The organism is Pseudomonas sp. IT-347P, from assembly GCF_949768005.1.
In the GTDB taxonomy this organism is placed as follows: domain Bacteria; phylum Pseudomonadota; class Gammaproteobacteria; order Pseudomonadales; family Pseudomonadaceae; genus Aquipseudomonas.
In genome coordinates this window covers 138,552-155,884 of the sequence record NZ_CATKPQ010000044.1, presented here as the reverse complement: position 1 = coordinate 155,884, position 17,333 = coordinate 138,552, and the positions used below count along the sequence as shown (strand labels likewise).

Genomic DNA, 17,333 nt, shown 5'->3' with positions numbered 1-17,333 from the left:
CTGCTATGCGAAACTCGAAACTGAAAACTCTTCTAGCGCCGACGCTGCTCGGACTGGCGATCTTCGCCGGCACCGCGCAGGCCGCCGCGCCACTGCGTCCGCCACAGGGCTATTTTGCGCCTGTGGATAAATTCAAGACCGGTGACAAAAGCGAAGGCTGCGACGCGATGCCGACGCCGTACACCGGACCGCTGCAATTTCGCAGCAAATACGAAGGCTCGGACAAGGCCCGCGCAACGCTGAACGTGCAGTCGGAAAAAGCCTTCCGCGACACCACCAAAGACATCACCACGCTGGAGCGCGGCACCGCCAAACGGGTGATGCAATTCATGCGCGACGGTCGTCCGGAGCAGCTCGATTGCACGCTCAACTGGCTGACCGCGTGGGCCAAGGCCGATGCGTTGATGTCGAAAGACTTCAACCACACCGGCAAGTCGATGCGCAAATGGGCGTTGGGCAGCATGGCTTCTTCGTACATTCGCCTGAAATTCTCCGACTCGCATCCGCTGGCCCAGCATCAGCAGGAAGCGCAGCTGATCGAGGCATGGTTCAGCAAAATGGCCGATCAGGTGGTCAGCGACTGGGACAACCTGCCGCTGGAAAAAACCAACAATCACTCGTACTGGGCTGCCTGGTCGGTGATGGCGACCTCGATCGCGACCAACCGCCGCGACCTGTTTGACTGGGCCGTGAAGGAATACAAGGTTGGCGTCAATCAAGTCGACGCCGACGGCTTCCTGCCCAACGAACTCAAGCGCCAGCAACGCGCCCTCGCCTATCACAACTACGCCCTGCCGCCGCTGGCAATGATCGCCAGTTTCGCCCAGGTCAACGGTGTCGATCTGCGTCAGGAAAACAACGGCGCGCTGAAACGTCTGGGTGATCGGGTGTTGTCGGGGGTGAAGGATCCGGATGAATTCGAGAAGAAGAACGGCAAAGAGCAGGACATGACCGATCTGAAAGAGGACATGAAATTCGCCTGGCTCGAACCGTTCTGCACCCTCTACACCTGCCCGCCGGATGTGATCGAGAAGAAGAACGGCATGCAACCGTTCAAGACCTTCCGCCTCGGTGGCGACCTGACCAAGGTCTACGACCCGTCGCATGAAAAGGGCAACAAAGGCTCATAAAGCAAAAGCCCCTCACCCTAACCCTCTCCCAAAGGGAGAGGGGACTGACCGAGGTGGCTGTGCGAGCTACGCCGAAATGAAATACCGAGTCGATCTCAGGCTTTGAAAAAAACCGAGATCAGGCTGCAAGGAATTACTGAGTCGATCTCCATTTTTGAAAACCATGGAGATCAGGCTCCCTCTCCCTCCGGGAGAGGGCGGGGGGTGAGGGGCGCGGTCTGAAGGCCTCCCCGAAACCTCAAGCAGACACGCATCACCCCTCCACTACCACGGGGGGTTTGGGGGGGGCTTTGGCCCTTGACTGTTGGTTCAAACATGGAGAGATCGGGATGGTATTTTCATCCAACGTGTTCCTGTTTCTGTTCTTGCCGATCTTTCTCGGCTTGTACTACTTGAGCGGGCAACGCTATCGCAACCTGCTGCTGCTGATCGCCAGCTACGTGTTCTACGCCTGGTGGCGTGTGGACTTCCTCGCGCTGTTCGCCGCCGTCACGCTGTGGAACTACTGGATCGGCCTCAAAGTCGGTGCCGCCGGCGTCAGAACCAAACCGGCGCAGCGCTGGCTGTTGCTCGGTGTGGCAGTCGATTTGTGCATCCTCGGCTACTTCAAGTACGCCAACTTCGGCGTCGACAGCATCAACGCGATGATGACGTCGGTCGGTCTTGAGCCGTTCATCCTCACCCACGTGCTGCTGCCGATCGGTATCTCGTTCTACATTTTCGAGTCGATCAGCTACATCATCGACGTGTATCGCGGCGACACCCCGGCCACTCGCAACCTCATCGACTTCGCGGCGTTCGTGGCGATCTTCCCGCACCTGATTGCCGGCCCGGTTCTGCGTTTCCGTGACCTCGCCGACCAGTTCAACAATCGCACGCACACCCTCGACAAGTTCTCCGAAGGCTGCACGCGGTTCATGCAGGGTTTCATCAAGAAGGTCTTCATCGCTGACACCCTCGCGGTGGTGGCCGATCATTGCTTCGCCCTGCAAAACCCGACCACCGGCGATGCCTGGCTCGGCGCGCTGGCGTACACCGCGCAGCTGTATTTCGACTTCTCCGGTTACAGCGACATGGCGATTGGTCTGGGCTTGATGATGGGTTTCCGTTTCATGGAAAACTTCAAGCAGCCGTACATCAGCCAGTCGATCACCGAGTTCTGGCGCCGCTGGCACATCAGCCTGTCGACCTGGCTGCGTGACTATCTGTACATCACCCTCGGCGGCAACCGTAAAGGCACGCTGATGACCTATCGCAACCTGTTCCTGACCATGCTCCTCGGTGGTCTGTGGCACGGCGCGAACATCACCTACATCGTCTGGGGCGCCTGGCACGGCATGTGGCTGGCGATTGAAAAAGCGCTGGGCCTGAACACCTCGCCGCGCAGCCTCAACCCGATCCGCTGGGCGCTGACTTTCCTGCTCGTGGTCATGGGCTGGGTGATTTTCCGTGCCGAGAACCTGCACGTGGCCGGTCGCATGTACGGCGCAATGTTCAGCTTCGGCGACTGGTCGCTGTCGGAACTCAATCAGGCCAGCCTCACCGGTCTGCAAGTAGCGACTTTGGTTGTGGCGTACGTGACATTGGCGTTCTTCGGTCTGCGTGATCTGTACACCAATCAGCCGCCGGCCAAGACCAAGCCGGAAGTCAACGTCGAGGCCAATGGCCCTGCCACCGCGACTCCGGGGATGATCAAAGCCGCACCCGGCGAAAACCCGGCAAGCATCCATGAGCCTGGCTACACCGTCGGCGTCGAAGCCCAGGTGCAACCGGCCTACTGGACCGCGGACTGGCCTCGCTACGTGATGCGCGCTCTGATTCTGCTGCTGTTCATCGCCTCGATTCTCAAACTCTCGGCGCAAAGCTTCTCGCCGTTCCTTTACTTCCAGTTCTGAGGGATCTGACATGACCCGCTCATTACGCATCTTCTACATCGCCCTGTTTCTGGTGACCTTGTTGGTCCTGGGTCTGTGGTCGGTTCGCAGCTTCTTCGGCTTCAGCACCAACGCCGATGCGACGGTGCTTAACGGCCGCTGGACCAAGGCTGTTGAAACCCATTACGACGATGAATTCCCGATCAAGCGTCTGGGCACCAACCTTTGGGCTGCGCTGGATTTCAAACTGTTCAACGAAGGTCGTCCGGGCGTGGTGCTCGGTCGCGATCAGTGGTTGTACAGCGATGAGGAATTCAACCCGATCGTCAACGAAGAGCTGAACCTGCAAGGCAACTACGCGCTGGTCGAAGGCGTGCGCCAGACCTTGAAAGAGAAAGGCGTGAAACTGGTCATGGCGATCGTGCCGGCCAAGGTTCGCTTGTACCCGGAGCATCTGGGTGAAGTAAAACCGGCGAGCATCCACGAAAACCTGTATCAGGATTTCCACCAGCGTGTGGCGGCTGACAAGATTCTCGCCCCTGACCTGCTCAAGCCATTGCAACAGGCCAAGCAGAACGGTCAGCAAGTGTTCCTGCGCACCGACACCCACTGGACCCCGGAAGGCGCCGAGATCGCCGCAAACACCCTGGCGAAAACCATCGCCGACAAGTTCCCGCTCAGCGGCGAGCCGCAGCGCTTCGTTACCACGCCAGCGGAGAAGGTCACGCACAAGGGCGACCTGCGTCTGTTCCTGCCGCTTGATCCGCTGTTCGAAAACCTGATGCCGGCGCAAGAGCCGCTGCAAAAGCGCAACACCGTCGCAGCCGGCGAGCAGCCTGCCGGTGACGACGCGCTGTTCGCCAGCAATGAAGTGCCGGTGGCACTGGTCGGCACCAGCTACAGCGCCAACCCCAACTGGAACTTCGTCGGTGCACTGAAACAAGCGCTGCACAGCGACGTGGTGAGCTACGCCGAAGACGGCCACGGCCCGATCCTGCCGATGCTCAGCTACCTGAAAAGCGATGACTTCAAGAACAGCCCGCCACAGGTGCTGATCTGGGAGTTTCCTGAACGTTATCTGCCTGTGAACAACGAAATCGGCGACGCCGACCCGCAGTGGGTCGCAGAGCTTAAACAAGCCGGCGCGCGCCAACAAAACGTAGCAATCAACACTAAATCCGAGACGCCCGATCGGGCGCAAAACTGAAAGAGAGGTACACCATGACTTTCACTACTACTCCTCGTCGTCTCGCTAAAAGCTTCGCACTGGTTGCTGGCCTCAGCGTGCTTTCCGTCCCTGCCTTCGCCGGTGGCGATGCCGCGCTGTACGGCCCGACCGCACCGAAAGGCTCGACCTTTGTGCGGGTCTACAACGCCAGCAACGCTGAAGTCAGCGCGACTGTCGGCAGCACCAACCTGAGCGATGTTGCGCCACTGGCCAGCAGCGACTTCAGCTTCATGCCGGGCGGCGACTACAGCGCCAAGGTCGGCAGCCAGACCCTGCCGGTGAAACTCGCCGGTGACCACTACTACACCCTGGTCAACAACGCTTCCGGCGCGCCGCAACTGATCGAAGAGCCGCCGTTCAAGAACAAGCAGAAGTCCCTGGTACGCGTGCAGAACCTCAGCGACAAGCCGCTGACCCTGAAGACCGCCGACGGCAAGACCGACGTGGTGCCGAACGTGGCCGCCAAGGGCCGTGGCGAACGTGAAATCAACCCGGTGAAAGTCAGCCTGGCGCTGTACGAAGGTGACAAGAAAGTCGGCGACGTCAAACCGGTCGCCCTGGAGCGCGGTGAAGCTGCGGTGCTGTACGTCACCGGCAGCGGCAGCAGCCTGTCGCCAGTCTGGGTGAAACGCCCGGTGTCGACCCGCTAATCATTTTTCCTGACTGACGCCTATCCCCTGTGGGAGCGGGCTTGCTCGCGAAAGCGGTCTGACATTCAACAGATATGTCGACTGATACGCCGCCTTCGCGAACAAGCCCCCTCCCACCCTTGACCGGGTTGTCAGTTCGGACACGAGACAAAAACAAGAGTGAAACGACACAGCGTTCGTGCCTCTAACCAATCGATTTTATGGAGTAAACAATATGATTCCGGTGATCTTGTCAGGTGGTAGCGGTTCGCGTCTCTGGCCGCTTTCGCGTAAGCAATTCCCTAAGCAGTTCCTCGCCCTGACCGGCGAACACACCCTGTTCCAGCAAACCCTCGAGCGTCTGGTGTTCGAAGGCATGGACACCCCGATCGTGGTCTGCAACAAGGATCACCGCTTCATCGTCAACGAGCAGTTGGCCAGTCGCAATCTGGAGTGCCAGCGCATCCTCATGGAACCGTTCGGTCGCAACACCGCGCCGGCTGTGGCGCTGACCGCGATGATGCTGGTCAATGAGGGCCGTGACGAATTGATGCTGGTGCTGCCGGCCGACCACGTGCTGGAGGACCAGAAGGCCCTGCAGCGCGCGCTGGCTCTGGCCACTGTCGCTGCCGAAAACGGTGAGATGGTGCTGTTCGGCGTGCCGGCGACCAAACCGGAAACCGGTTACGGCTACATCAAATCCACCGGCGATTCGCTGCTGCCCGAAGGCGTCAGCCGCGTCTCGCACTTCGTCGAAAAACCTGACGTCAAACGTGCCACCGAATACGTCGAGTCCGGCGGTTACTACTGGAACAGCGGCATGTTCCTGTTCCGCGCCAGCCGCTTCCTCGAAGAGCTGAAAAAGCACGATCCGGACATCTACGATACCTGCCTGCTGACCCTCGAACGCAGCCAGCAGGACGCCGACACCGTGACCCTGGACGAAGCCACTTTCGCCTGCTGCCCGGACAACTCCATCGATTACTCGGTCATGGAAAAAACCCAGCGCGCCTGCGTGGTGCCGCTGACCGCCGGCTGGAGCGATGTCGGTTGCTGGTCGTCGCTGTGGGAAGTCAACGAGAAGGACGCCAACGGCAACGTCAGCAAAGGCGATGTGGTGATTCAGGACAGCAAGAACTGCATGATCCACGGCAACGGCAAACTGGTGTCGGTGATTGGCCTGGAAAACATCGTGGTGGTCGAAACCAAAGACGCCATGATGATCGCCCACAAAGACAAGGTTCAGGGCGTCAAGCAGATGGTCAATACGCTCAACGAGCAGGGCCGCAGCGAAACCCAGAATCACTGTGAAGTCTATCGTCCGTGGGGTTCCTACGACTCGGTGGACATGGGCGGGCGCTTCCAGGTCAAGCACATCTCGGTGAAACCGGGCGCGTGCCTGTCGCTGCAGATGCACCATCACCGCGCCGAGCACTGGATCGTGGTCAGCGGCACCGCCGAAGTGACCTGCGACGAAAACGTGTTCCTGCTCACCGAAAACCAGTCGACCTACATCCCGATCGCCTCGGTACACCGTCTGCGCAACCCGGGCAAAATCCCGCTGGAAATCATCGAAGTGCAATCGGGTTCGTACCTGGGTGAGGACGATATCGAGCGTTTCGAAGATATCTACGGCCGCTCCACCCCGATCGAGCGCGGCGTGTCGGTGAAGACCATCGCGCAGTAACGATCGACAACGCTCAGTAAAACAAGAAGCCCCCGTTCAGCCCACTGCGTCCCCTATCCGCAGCGGGTTGGGTGGGGGCTTTTTTTATCCTGATTCTGTGTCGCCTGAAATGGCCTCTTCGCGAGCAGGCTCGCTCCCACACTTGAAATGCATTCCACTGTTGGAGCGAGCCTGCTCGCGAAGAGGCCCGGTCAGACACCGCAAATCCCGATGCCCATCGCCAACCTCACCTGCGCTTAGGTAGGATGACCCTCTCTCTGCTCGAGGTTGTGCGCATGTTCATCGGCATTTTGCTGGTCATCACTTGGCTGATCCTTCTTCTGCGCTATCCAGCCAAAGCCTTGCCGGTATCAGTAGCGGCAGCCATTGGCCTGGGGTTCGTGGCCATGTGGGTGGTGTGGCTGGACAACCGCGAGATCAAGCAACTGGCGCGCCTTGAAATGCGCATCGCCTACGCGCCCGAACAATGCCCGGCCGATCGTCCGTTGCAACTGAAAATGAAAAACGGCAACGACGTGCCCCTGACCGAACTGCGCTGGCGCATCGCCGCCTACGCGCCGGGCGATACGGTCAATCTGGCCGACAATCAATACACCGCCCCACGCTATCGTGGCCCCGGCGAATTGCAGGCCGGTGGTGACTGGGAAGACTGCCTGCCGATGCCGCCGCTGCGTCCCGGATATCGCCCGCAAACCCTGGAGTTTCGCGCCGAGCGATTGCAGGGTAGTTTCTCCGACTGATCCCCTCTCCCCACTTTTTGCACAAGGAATGCGCCATGCCCGTTGCGTTGATTACCGGTTGTTCCAGCGGCATCGGCCGCGCCCTCGCCGATGCGTTCAAAGCCGCCGGCTACGAAGTCTGGGCCAGTGCGCGCAAGGCTGAAGACGTTGCGATGCTGGCGGCGGCCGGGTTCACTGCGGTGCAACTCGACGTCAACGATAACCAGGCCCTGGAGCTGCTTGGCGAGCGGATCAACCAGCAACACGGCGGTCTCGATGTGCTGATCAACAATGCCGGTTATGGCGCTATGGGGCCGTTGCTCGACGGCGGCGTGACGGCGATGCAGCGACAGTTCGAAACCAACGTGTTTTCGATTGTCGGCGTCACCCGCGCGCTGTTTCCGGTGTTGCGCCGCGCCAAGGGACTGGTGGTGAATATCGGCAGTGTGTCAGGGGTTTTGGTCACGCCGTTTGCCGGAGCTTACTGCGCCTCGAAAGCAGCGGTGCATGCGTTGAGCGATGCCTTGCGCATGGAACTCGCACCGTTCGGCATACGCGTTATGGAGGTTCAGCCGGGGGCGATCCAGTCGAGTTTTGCCAAAAACGCCGGGCATGAAGCCGAGCAATTGATCAATGAACAATCGCCGTGGTTTCCGTTGCGTGAGGGGATTCGCGCACGGGCCAAGGCGTCGCAGGACAAGCCGACGCCGGCCAGTGAGTTTGCCGCTGAATTGTTGAAGGCTGTGCAACAGGGCAAGCCGCCACGGTTGGTCCGCATCGGCAATGGCAGCCGGGCGCTGCCGCTGCTGGCGGCACTGCTGCCCAAGGGTTTGCTGGAATCGACGTTGATGAAGCGGTTCGGCTTGCGCGGGCGACTTTGAAAGGAGTCGCATCCATCGTCAGCAGACTGGTCCCTGAAAGGTCTGACTAACGTATCCCTTGCCGCAACCCGTCGATTCGCCCGTGTCAACTGGCAGAGTTGACAGTTATGTCCAGCCCGGCGCGGACTTATAGTCAGCCACGGAAATAGTGGAACGGCAGGCCATCGCGCCACGGTTCCCTTTCATGTCCCGGCGACTGACTGGAAGGATGCGAAAACATGGAAATGCAAAAAAAAGCCTATGCGGCAGGTAGCCGTGATGAGAGTTGGGGACCGGACAAAGACGGGATGGTGGTGTTCAGCAAACTGTTTCCACCTCACGCCGATCACTGGTACCCACTCACCGGAACCCTGGTACTTACCGATGGCAGCGTATTGGTGACGTCCAGCGTAACCCAAGGAGAAACCTCACATTTCTCTATTGCGAAACTGAATCCGCTCGGGGAACTCGACAAGCGTTTTGCGCAAGAAGGGCTCCTCACCGGCTTGTTCGTTTCAAACCTGCCTGCGTACGGTGGTCCGCTCGCTCAGGGAGCGGATGGGCGCATCTACATGTTGGCCTCATCAAAATCACCAGACGCCCTGGATCCGGAAATCGCGATCCTCTGCATCGATGAAACAGGCAAGCGGAATGAGCATTTCGGCAACAACGGGCAAATTATCGTGGCTAACAAAGTCAATGATCGCGTGTTCCATGGGGGGCCACGTTTCCTCCGGGTGCTGCAAAATGGCGACCTTCTTGTCGGAGCAAACGGGGCCGTCGGCCCATCGCGCGTGCCAACTGCGTACCTGATGAAACTTGATGCCAATGGCTGTCTCGTGGCCTCCTTCGGTTCCAGCGGGATCGTCGATATAAAGCTGCCTTACCCGGCAATGACTCTATGGAAAGACGCCTGTGTTCTGGCTGATGGTCGGATTCTTGGGGCTGGTTATGCGCGCTTGAAGTCGGGCTTCAATGTCGGGCTACTGGTCATGTTGAACTCGAGTGGCTCGTTTAATCAGATCTTCGGAGACGATCCGAAAACGCCGGGCTTTCGGCTATTTACCGACGAAAACCGTCCCGTTGAGCTGAACGCCGTTACGGAGCGTACGCCTGGTAAGTTCCTGGCAGCCGGTACCGTGGGCGACGCTGTAAGGTCGGATGCTATCGGTCTGCTATCGGGTTTCGATGCGGCGGGTAAAAACGATCCCGATTTCAATGGCGGAGTGACACTCGAAAATACGGTAAGCCTAAACGACAAGAGCGGCTGGCACGCACTTTTCGCTCAAGGTGAAAACATCTACGTCGCCGGCGGCAGTGCTCACCTTTTGCTCGCATCGTTCAAGCTCGATGGAACATTGAATCCTGCTTTCGCCAAGGATGGCGTAGTCGAGGACGAAAGCCTCTCCGTCATACCAGTGTCTCTCACCCCCTATTCATCTGACCGATTGTTGTATGGGGCCGACAGCCCTGGTATAGGCCGGATCGGAAGCGTGATCCGGTATTACCGAGTCTGATCCACGACCACCGTACAAGTAATCCCCGCCGCCAACAAAACACCCTCCGGCACTTCATCAATGTGAATGCGCACCGGCACTCGCTGGGCCAGCCGCACCCAGTTGAATGTCGGGTTCACATCGGCAATCAGCTCGCGGCTTTCCGGGTTGTCGCGGTCGTAGATGCCGCGGGAAATGCTTTCCACATGGCCCTTGAGCACTTCGCCGCTCATCAACTGCATATCAGCCTTGTCGCCGACTTTCACGTGCGGCAGTTTGGTCTCTTCGAAAAAGCCGTAAACCCAGAACGAGTTCATGTCGACCACGGCCATTTTCGCCTCGCCGATGCGCGCGTAGTCACCGCGATGCACATTGAGGTTGGTCACGTAGCCGTCGACCGCCGCACGCACTTGGGTGCGTTTGAGGTTGAGTTCGGCGGCTTCCAGTTGCGCTTGCGCATGTTGGTAATCGGCCAGGGCGGCGTCGGCGATGTTGCTGGCGTCGTCGCGGTTTTCCTTGGAGATCACCAGGTTGTCGAGGTCGGCGCGGCGGTGGGCGTTGACCTTGCGCATCTCCCACGTCGACTTGCGCGAAGCAACCAGCGACTGCGCCTGTTTGACCGCGATGCGGTAGTGCTCCGGGTCGATCTGCATGAGCAAATCCCCCTTCTTCACCCGTTGGTTGTCGCGCACCGGCACATCGATGACTTCGCCGGTGACATCGGCGGCGACGTTGATGATATCGGCACGCACGCGACCGTCGCGGGTCCACGGCGTGTTCATGTAGTGCTCCCACAGCGTGCGGCCGATCCACAGCGCCAGGGCCAGCACCAGCAGGGTCGCGAGCAGGCTGAAAAACTTTTTCATCGGGACGTTCTCAACGGTAGACAGTCAGCGCCATGGCGCCGAACAGACAGGTAAACAGACTCAGACGCAGCAGCGCCGGGTGCCAGAAAAAACGGTACAAATCGAACCCCGACAAGAACCGGTCCACCGCCCAGGCCAGCGCCGCAGCGATGAAAAACATCAGGGTCATGGTGGGCATGTACACGCCGTGGAAGGCGATTTCACGAGGCATGGGCAAGTCCTTCGGGCTTGGCGATGGCGTAGGCAGCGAGCGGTGATTGCGGGTCAAGCAGCGAAGTGCGGATGAAGTGCAGATAGCTCTTCACCCGGCGCAACGCCGAGGTATCGAAGTGCGGCGCGAACGGTTCATCGGTGGCCGCGACACGGCTGATTGCGTGATCGACGGCGACCAGTGCGCGTTCGAGATTGCTTGAGTTCGGTTGCAGGAACAGTCGCACCAACGCGCGGCCCATCACACGGATCGCCTGGCGCCATGGCTGCAACTCGGCATAGGCCGGGTGCACCGGCAAAATCGCCTGTTCCTTGCGCAACTCGATGATCGCGTGGCCGACTTCCAGGACCACGAACATCCAGCGCAGCAGGTTCTTTTGCACCTTCGGCTGACCGGCCGCGAGACCGTAGGCCTGGTGCAGCAGATCGCGGGTACGGCTCTCGAAACTTGAGGCGAGGCCTTTGAGCTTGCCGCTGATCGCGTAAACCACTTGGCCGCGCAGATCCTGCTCCAGGCGTTTCCACAGCCAGCGACTGTTCGGCGGCAGAATGATCGCCCCCGCCGCCGCGCAGACCAGCATGCCCATGACCATGGCGATGTAGTCGTTGATAAAGGTGTACGGGTTGTAGATGGTCAGGTTGTCCGGCACCGAACCGGTACTGAAGAAAATCAGCAAGCCGAGGCCGACACCGGCGAATTGCGGCCGCGACGTGAGGAACGAACCGAATACGATCACCGGCGCGAGCATTACGCACAGCAACGGGAAGCCATCGATCCACGGGAAGATGAAAAACATTTCGACGAAGCCGATCAGGGCGCCGAGGAAGGTGCCGCAGGCCATCTGGAATGCCATGCGTTTCGGGTTCGGTGTGGCGGCGGAGAGGCCCACGGTGGCGGCCGCAATCAGGGTCATGGTCGCGCCGCTTGGCCACGCAGTGGCGACCCAATAACTGCCCAGCACAACCAGGATGAACGAGGCGCGAATGCCCGATGCAGCGGCTGCCCACCAGTTGGTTTGCGGGGTGAACGGTTCGTCCCAGCGCTCGCGCTCGTGGCGGTGATCAGCGAGTGAAGCGTGGGTCTGTGCATAACTGTGCAGGTCGTCGACGAAGCGATAAAGCAGTTCGTACGCGGTGTGGAAATCCAGTTGCTCGGCGTCGCTTGGACCGGTTTCCTGGAAGATTGCCCGCAAGCTTCGAACCCGTGCCGGCAGCCCTTCCTTGTAAGTCGCCAACGCAGTCGCCAAACGGGCGGCATCGGGGCTGGTCAGGGCGCGACCACTGAAGCCGTCGAGCACTTCGGCGAGATCCTGCAGGCCGGGTTTGATGGCCGCGACCACATGTTCTTCGCCATTGCCGCGCAGGCGTTCAAGCAACTGATGCAGTGCGTTGAAGCGCGTGGTGATGCCCATGAATTCGCTGTTCAAACGGCTCAGTCGACCGTTGCGCCGGCGCATGTGCGGGTCTTCGAACACGGTCACGCTGCGCAGCCCTTCCAGGCCCACGGCTTCAGCAATGAAACGCACGTTGCTCGCCTCGAACGACTCGGCTTTGCTGCGCCCGCGCAGGCCATCGGTGACGAACAGCGCGAACACGCCGAAGCGCTGATACAGGGCGTTGCGCATGGCCGCGCTGGCGGTTTGCGGCAGGATCGCGGCGCTGATCAGGGTCGAGCAAAGAATCCCCAAAGAGATCTCCAGCACGCGCCACACTGCTGCCATGAACGCGCCGTCCGGATGCGCCAGCGCCGGTAATCCGACCATCGCCGCGGTGTAACCGGCGAGGACAAAACCGTAGGCGCGGAAGTTGCGGCAACGTGCGGCACCGGCCGAGCAGATGCCGACCCAGATCGCCAGCGAACCGAGGAACAGCTCGGTGTTTTGTGCAAACAACGCGATCAGCGTGACCATCATCGCCGACCCGGCCAAGGTGCCAAGGAAGCGATAAAAACTCTTGGCAAACACCTGGCCGCTTTGCGGCTGCATGACGATAAATACGGTGATCATCGCGGTGCGCGGCTGTGGCAATTCCAGGCGCATGGCCAGCCACAAGGTGAGGAATGCGGCGAGCAACACCTTGAAGATGTAGACCCAGGTCACGCCATCGCTACGCGCCCAGTCGAAGAAACCACGGCGCCATTCCAGGGAGTAGAGCCAGCGCAGCGGTGCGGGCAAGGGAGTCATGAATTCTGCTCAGAAAAGTCGGGTTGAACCGGGATCCTGTGGGAGCGAGCTTGCTCGCGAATGCGGTGAGTCAGTCAACCAATTTGCTGGCTGACACTCCCTCTTCGCGAGCAAGCTCGCTCCCACAGGTTGTGTGTTCAACGCAGGAGTGCCGGGGTTTTCGGTGCCTGGGTTTTCTCGGCCGACGGCACATCGTTGCCAGCGCCGAGGCCACCACCCAGCGCAGTCACCAATTCGGCATGCGCACTCAACCGCGCCGCCTGCACCTGCTGCTGCACCTGCTGCTGCTTGAACAGCAAGGTCTGCGCATTGAGCACGTTGAGGTAATCGGTGAGGCCGCGTTGATAAGCGATCATCGCGATGTCGTAGGTCTTCTGCGCCGTGGCCACCGACTCGGCGGCGAAGCCTTGCTGCTTATCCATCGACTCACGACGGATCAACTGATCGGAGATGTTCTTCAGCGCGTTGACCAGCGTCTGGTTGTAATGCGCCACGGCAATGTCGTAACCGGCGGACGCTTCACCCAATTCGGCGCGCAGTCGGCCACCGTCGAAGATCGGCAGCGAGATCGCCGGGCCGACGTTGTAGTTGAGTTTCTTGCCGGTCAAAAACTCCAGCGCGCCACCGCCGGTGGCCATGTAGCCGAGGCTGCCGACCAGATCGACGTTGGGGTAAAAGCCGGCATGCGCCACATCGATTCCCCGCGCCTGCGCCGCCACTTGCCAGCGACTGGCGACCACATCGGGACGTTGGCCGAGCAGTTCGGCGGGCAGAGCAGACGGCAGTTTCAGCGCAGCACCGAGCGACAAAGTCGGGCGCTGCAACTGCGCGCCCGCCCCCGGGCCTTTGCCGGCAAGTGCGGCAATCTGGTTGCGACTGAGGGCGATTTCTTCGTCCAGCGCATCGAGCTGGCGATGGGTTTCCGGCAGCGGCGTTTCGGCCTGACTGACTTCGAAATGGGTGCCGATCCCGCCATCCAGACGCTTCTGCGCCAGATCGAGAATCTGTTGTTGCTGCTTGAGCGTCGCGGCGACGATGTCGCGCTGCGCGTAATGCAGCGACAGTTCGATGTAGGCGCGGACGAGGTTGTTCTGCAATTCCAGCTGCGCCAGCCGCGCCTCGGCGGCGCTCATGTGCGCCAGATCCACAGCGCGTTCGCTGGCATTGCTTTCACGGCCCCAGAGGTCGAGCGCGTAGCTGAAACCCAGCGCGGCGTTGTTATCCCAGGTCGTGGTGTTGGCCAGATCGCCCGGCCCGTAGAACTGATCAGTCGGCCAGTTGTGGCGTTTGAGGGTCGATTCGCCATTGATCTGCAACGACTCGGCCGCCTCGGCGACACCGGCCAAGGCTTTGGCCTGACGCACCCGCGCAGCGGCCATGGCCATGCTCGGGCTGCCTTGCACGGCGAGGTCGATCCAGCGATTGAGCTGTGGGTCGCCGTAGGCTTGCCACCACTGCGCGGTGGGCCAATTAGCGTCACGGGCGGCGTGGGCGATGGCGTCGTCGGTGACCAGTGTATTGGCCTCCATAGCCTTGCCCTGTGGGGCGATTCCGTCCGTTGAGATGCAGCCGCCAAGACCCAAAGTAAAAGCCAGAACACTGAGCGGCAAAAGCGCTCTGTTGATGCGACGCGGCACAGCTGCGAATTCCTGAGAGAGGGGTAGATCGAGGCCCCGTGCAAGAGCTGCCAAGCTGCGGTCTTTTATCTTGATTCCCTTAAACCAAAATCAAAAGATCGCAGCCTTCGGCAGCTCCTGCATTGGATCGGCGCAATTCTAGGGGGCGCCCTCAATGGCGATAAGCTGGGATTTCTGTGAATCTTTGTTACGGTTAACGAGATAATCCTTAAGTCTGGGGTCTCAGGCCCCGAAACTTCGTGTCACAATTTGCCATCTCCCTTGAGAGCACCCCATGGACACTTTGCAAAACATGCGCGCCTTCAGTTGTGTCGCCGAAGCGGGCAGCTTCACCGCCGCCGCCGTGCAACTCGACACCACCACCGCCAACGTCTCGCGCGCGGTCTCCAACCTGGAAGCCCACCTGCAAACCCGCTTGCTCAACCGCACCACGCGGCGCATTGCCCTCACCGAAGCCGGCAAACGCTACCTGCTGCGCTGCGAGCAGATCCTCGCCTACGTCGAAGAGGCCGAAGCCGAAGCCAGCGACGCCCACGCGCGCCCGGCCGGGCAATTGAAAGTGCACACCATGACCGGCATCGGCCAGCACTTCGTTATCGACGCCATTGCCCGCTACCGCAAAACCCACCCGGACGTGACCTTCGACCTGACCCTGGCCAACCGCGTGCCGGACCTGCTCGACGAGGGCTACGACGTGTCCATCGTGCTTGCCAGCGAGTTGCCGGACTCGGGCTTTGTTTCGCAACGTCTGGGCATCACCTACAGCATCGTCTGCGCCTCACCGGCCTACGTAAAAGCCAACGGCGCCGCACAAAAGCCCAGCGACCTGCTCAACCATGCCTGCCTGCGCCTGGTCAGCCCGGTAATCCCCTTGGAAAAATGGGCCTTCGACGGCCCGGAAGGCCAGGAAATGGTCACCATCAACAGCTCGCCTTTTCTGGTGAACTCCGCCGACGCCATGAAAACCGCGATCACCAGCGGCATGGGCGTGGGCGTATTGCCGGTGTATGCGGCGATCGAAGGTTTGCGTAACGGCACGCTGGTGCGAGTGATGCCGAACTACCGCTCGCAAGAGCTGAACCTGTATGCGATCTACCCGTCGCGGCAATATCTGGATGCGAAGATCAAGACGTGGGTTGAGTATTTGCGCGGGTCGTTGCCAGAGATTCTTGCGGCGCATCAAGCCGAATTGGCCGCTTACGAATTAAGCGGCAGCCTTGCCGGCGCGCGTGTCGCTAATTGATTTTCAACACACCACGAACCCTGTGGGAGCTGCCGCAGGCTGCGATCTTTTGATCTTGCTGTTTAAAAATCAAAAGATCGCAGCCTACGGCAGCTCCTACAGAACGGGGATTTCGTGGATCTTTCCGACAGGTTTTGACGGTTGTCCGTCGGAACTGCGGTGGCTAGGATTTGGGTGTCGCTGACGCATCAGCGACCGGGTCTGGAAAACCCGCAGGATCACAGCACATGACATAATGCCGCGCTTTTTCGGCGCCGAAGTTTTGTTATGGCGGCTGTACGTGGGAGACCTTCGGGTCTGCCGGGTTTGATCCTTTGCCGGTTTTTTCCAGTCCGCGTACAGCTGCCACCCCTTTCGCCTGGAAAACGAAACATGGCAGCTCCATCTCTTTAAAAGGATATTGCCATGATCAAACACAGTCCCAATCCGCCCGAAGCGGAGAACACCACCCCCTACGAATTCCCCGGCTCAAAGAAATTCCACGAAGCCGCCGACCGCGCCCTCGATCACTACCTCAAACCCAACGCCCTCACCCTGCGCTTCCACAAACCCAGCACCATGTTCCAGGTCGCCCCCGAACAGGACAGCGAAAGCCTGCTGGTCCACGCCTGCGAATCACTGGCACAGGCCAGCCTGATGACCAGCGACATCGCCGCCTACATCGACCTGCCGCAACGGCGCACGATTCTGGCGATTCAGCAGATCATCATGCTCGCCGAACTGGCGGTGAATCGCGTGCTGGATAACCACGAAATCCCGCAATCCCCGTCTCACAGCTAAAAGCCCCTCACCCTAACCCTCTCCCAAAGGGAGAGGGGACTGACCGTGGTGATTGGGAGAGTTACGCCGACGTGAAATACCGAGTCGAACTCAGGTTTTGAAGGGCGAGTATCAAATTCGCAATTGGCGTGATCATGTAAAACGCAATTTGAAATCAAAACTTCGACATCAATAGCCAATCGACCTAAAAACCTGTCAGATCTGACAGGTGAAATTCAAACTTAAACGACAAACAATATCCAAGACAACAACTTCCATCCCAAACCCGCACTCTAATCACGATAACTGGAGCATTAACTATGATACCTACCAATGAAGCTGGTCCAGAGAGAGGGGATTTCAAAGGAATAGTGACAGATCGGCCGATTGGGATCGTTAATGCACATATCATGGCATTCGCCGTAACTGACAGGGAAGTATATGCAGCGGGCGGCACTAGCAGCACCACTCACGAACCTTTAAACATAGTTGAACTTTCGTTTCCGGATGACATCACGAATGGCATACACACTTTCACAACGGACGGAGCGGTAAAAGCGGTTACTTACTCAGAAGGAATACATAGCGATGTCAAATTCGAAGGAATTAAAAATGGCATTGGCTTTATTTACATCGATTTCAATCGAAAGGCCGGAACCCTATTCGCGGTCATAGTCGGCGTAGAGCTCGCGCATCCACTACAACCCGACTTCCCTAACCCAAAGCTTAACGTAATCATCAATGCAAAAGATCTCATAGATAACGACCAAGCAAAAGAATGAAATCCATTTTTTGCCTTGTGCGGTTACATT

Annotated in this window: 15 protein-coding genes; 11 read left to right on the top strand and 4 right to left on the bottom strand. The window is 59.4% G+C overall.

Features of this window, described 5'->3' with window-relative positions; genetic code table 11:
- Positions 1-5: 5 nt before the first annotated feature.
- From ACM6IV_RS16995 to ACM6IV_RS16960, 8 genes are all read left to right on the top strand, one after another.
- Positions 6-1,130, top strand: coding sequence for a mannuronate-specific alginate lyase (locus ACM6IV_RS16995; RefSeq protein WP_414870876.1), 1,125 nt, complete (start codon positions 6-8; stop codon positions 1,128-1,130).
- 329 nt (positions 1,131-1,459) lie between these two features.
- Complete coding sequence (locus tag ACM6IV_RS16990; protein ID WP_414870875.1) at positions 1,460-3,025, top strand: MBOAT family O-acyltransferase; 1,566 nt, start codon at positions 1,460-1,462, stop codon at positions 3,023-3,025.
- A gap of 10 nt (positions 3,026-3,035) precedes the next feature.
- Positions 3,036-4,211, top strand: coding sequence for an alginate O-acetyltransferase (locus ACM6IV_RS16985; protein ID WP_122843191.1), 1,176 nt, complete (start codon positions 3,036-3,038; stop codon positions 4,209-4,211).
- 14 nt (positions 4,212-4,225) lie between these two features.
- Positions 4,226-4,882: an alginate O-acetyltransferase AlgF gene (locus tag ACM6IV_RS16980; RefSeq protein ID WP_007914291.1), complete on the top strand. Its 657-nt coding sequence runs from the start codon at positions 4,226-4,228 to the stop codon at positions 4,880-4,882.
- Positions 4,883-5,096: 214 nt separating this feature from the next.
- On the top strand, positions 5,097-6,548 hold the full coding sequence (locus ACM6IV_RS16975; RefSeq protein ID WP_414870874.1) for a mannose-1-phosphate guanylyltransferase/mannose-6-phosphate isomerase: 1,452 nt from the start codon (positions 5,097-5,099) through the stop codon (positions 6,546-6,548).
- Positions 6,549-6,823: 275 nt separating this feature from the next.
- Positions 6,824-7,288 carry a multidrug transporter gene (locus ACM6IV_RS16970; RefSeq protein WP_123451836.1) on the top strand — a complete coding sequence of 155 codons (465 nt, stop codon included), beginning with the start codon at positions 6,824-6,826 and terminating at the stop codon, positions 7,286-7,288.
- 35 nt (positions 7,289-7,323) lie between these two features.
- Positions 7,324-8,148 carry an SDR family oxidoreductase gene (locus tag ACM6IV_RS16965; RefSeq protein ID WP_414870873.1) on the top strand — a complete coding sequence of 275 codons (825 nt, stop codon included), beginning with the start codon at positions 7,324-7,326 and terminating at the stop codon, positions 8,146-8,148.
- A 218-nt stretch (positions 8,149-8,366) separates the two neighbouring features.
- Positions 8,367-9,644, top strand: a complete 1,278-nt coding sequence (locus ACM6IV_RS16960) for a hypothetical protein (protein ID WP_414870872.1) — start codon at positions 8,367-8,369, stop codon at positions 9,642-9,644.
- Here ACM6IV_RS16960 and ACM6IV_RS16955 read toward each other — a convergent pair.
- The 4 genes from ACM6IV_RS16955 to ACM6IV_RS16940 form a co-directional block, all read right to left on the bottom strand.
- Positions 9,632-10,489 (bottom strand): efflux RND transporter periplasmic adaptor subunit, encoded by an 858-nt coding sequence (locus ACM6IV_RS16955; RefSeq protein ID WP_414870871.1) that lies wholly within the window; start codon positions 10,487-10,489, stop codon positions 9,632-9,634. The two genes, ACM6IV_RS16960 and ACM6IV_RS16955, sit on opposite strands and share 13 nt — an antisense overlap.
- Before the next feature lie 10 nt (positions 10,490-10,499).
- Positions 10,500-10,700 (bottom strand): DUF1656 domain-containing protein, encoded by a 201-nt coding sequence (locus tag ACM6IV_RS16950; RefSeq protein ID WP_007914106.1) that lies wholly within the window; start codon positions 10,698-10,700, stop codon positions 10,500-10,502.
- On the bottom strand, positions 10,690-12,882 hold the full coding sequence (locus tag ACM6IV_RS16945) for an FUSC family protein (RefSeq protein WP_414870870.1): 2,193 nt from the start codon (positions 12,880-12,882) through the stop codon (positions 10,690-10,692). Before ACM6IV_RS16945 ends, ACM6IV_RS16950 begins: the two co-directional genes overlap by 11 nt.
- A 137-nt stretch (positions 12,883-13,019) precedes the next feature.
- Positions 13,020-14,519 carry an efflux transporter outer membrane subunit gene (locus tag ACM6IV_RS16940; protein ID WP_414870869.1) on the bottom strand — a complete coding sequence of 500 codons (1,500 nt, stop codon included), beginning with the start codon at positions 14,517-14,519 and terminating at the stop codon, positions 13,020-13,022.
- Between the two features lie 274 nt (positions 14,520-14,793).
- On the opposite strand from ACM6IV_RS16940, the gene ACM6IV_RS16935 reads away from it, so the two are divergent.
- From ACM6IV_RS16935 to ACM6IV_RS16925, 3 genes are all read left to right on the top strand, one after another.
- Complete coding sequence (locus tag ACM6IV_RS16935; RefSeq protein ID WP_007914118.1) at positions 14,794-15,762, top strand: LysR family transcriptional regulator; 969 nt, start codon at positions 14,794-14,796, stop codon at positions 15,760-15,762.
- A 405-nt stretch (positions 15,763-16,167) separates the two neighbouring features.
- On the top strand, positions 16,168-16,542 hold the full coding sequence (locus ACM6IV_RS16930) for a DUF6124 family protein (RefSeq protein ID WP_414870868.1): 375 nt from the start codon (positions 16,168-16,170) through the stop codon (positions 16,540-16,542).
- A 299-nt stretch (positions 16,543-16,841) separates the two neighbouring features.
- Complete coding sequence (locus tag ACM6IV_RS16925) at positions 16,842-17,303, top strand: hypothetical protein (protein WP_414870867.1); 462 nt, start codon at positions 16,842-16,844, stop codon at positions 17,301-17,303.
- Positions 17,304-17,333: the final 30 nt, after the last annotated feature.

Bases quoted from the DNA above. Each gene is read 5' to 3' on its own strand.
- ACM6IV_RS16975 (WP_414870874.1), top strand. From the start codon at position 5,097: ATGATTCCGGTGATCTTGTCAGGTGGTAGCGGTTCGCGTCTCTGGCCG.
- ACM6IV_RS16965 (WP_414870873.1), top strand. From the start codon at position 7,324: ATGCCCGTTGCGTTGATTACCGGTTGTTCCAGCGGCATCGGCCGCGCC.
- ACM6IV_RS16960 (WP_414870872.1), top strand. From the start codon at position 8,367: ATGGAAATGCAAAAAAAAGCCTATGCGGCAGGTAGCCGTGATGAGAGT.
- ACM6IV_RS16990 (WP_414870875.1), top strand. From the start codon at position 1,460: ATGGTATTTTCATCCAACGTGTTCCTGTTTCTGTTCTTGCCGATCTTT.
- ACM6IV_RS16935 (WP_007914118.1), top strand. From the start codon at position 14,794: ATGGACACTTTGCAAAACATGCGCGCCTTCAGTTGTGTCGCCGAAGCG.
- ACM6IV_RS16955 (WP_414870871.1), bottom strand. From the start codon at position 10,489: ATGAAAAAGTTTTTCAGCCTGCTCGCGACCCTGCTGGTGCTGGCCCTG.
- ACM6IV_RS16925 (WP_414870867.1), top strand. From the start codon at position 16,842: ATGATACCTACCAATGAAGCTGGTCCAGAGAGAGGGGATTTCAAAGGA.
- ACM6IV_RS16985 (WP_122843191.1), top strand. From the start codon at position 3,036: ATGACCCGCTCATTACGCATCTTCTACATCGCCCTGTTTCTGGTGACC.
- ACM6IV_RS16980 (WP_007914291.1), top strand. From the start codon at position 4,226: ATGACTTTCACTACTACTCCTCGTCGTCTCGCTAAAAGCTTCGCACTG.
- ACM6IV_RS16950 (WP_007914106.1), bottom strand. From the start codon at position 10,700: ATGCCTCGTGAAATCGCCTTCCACGGCGTGTACATGCCCACCATGACC.
- ACM6IV_RS16945 (WP_414870870.1), bottom strand. From the start codon at position 12,882: ATGACTCCCTTGCCCGCACCGCTGCGCTGGCTCTACTCCCTGGAATGG.
- ACM6IV_RS16930 (WP_414870868.1), top strand. From the start codon at position 16,168: ATGATCAAACACAGTCCCAATCCGCCCGAAGCGGAGAACACCACCCCC.
- ACM6IV_RS16995 (WP_414870876.1), top strand. From the start codon at position 6: ATGCGAAACTCGAAACTGAAAACTCTTCTAGCGCCGACGCTGCTCGGA.
- ACM6IV_RS16970 (WP_123451836.1), top strand. From the start codon at position 6,824: ATGTTCATCGGCATTTTGCTGGTCATCACTTGGCTGATCCTTCTTCTG.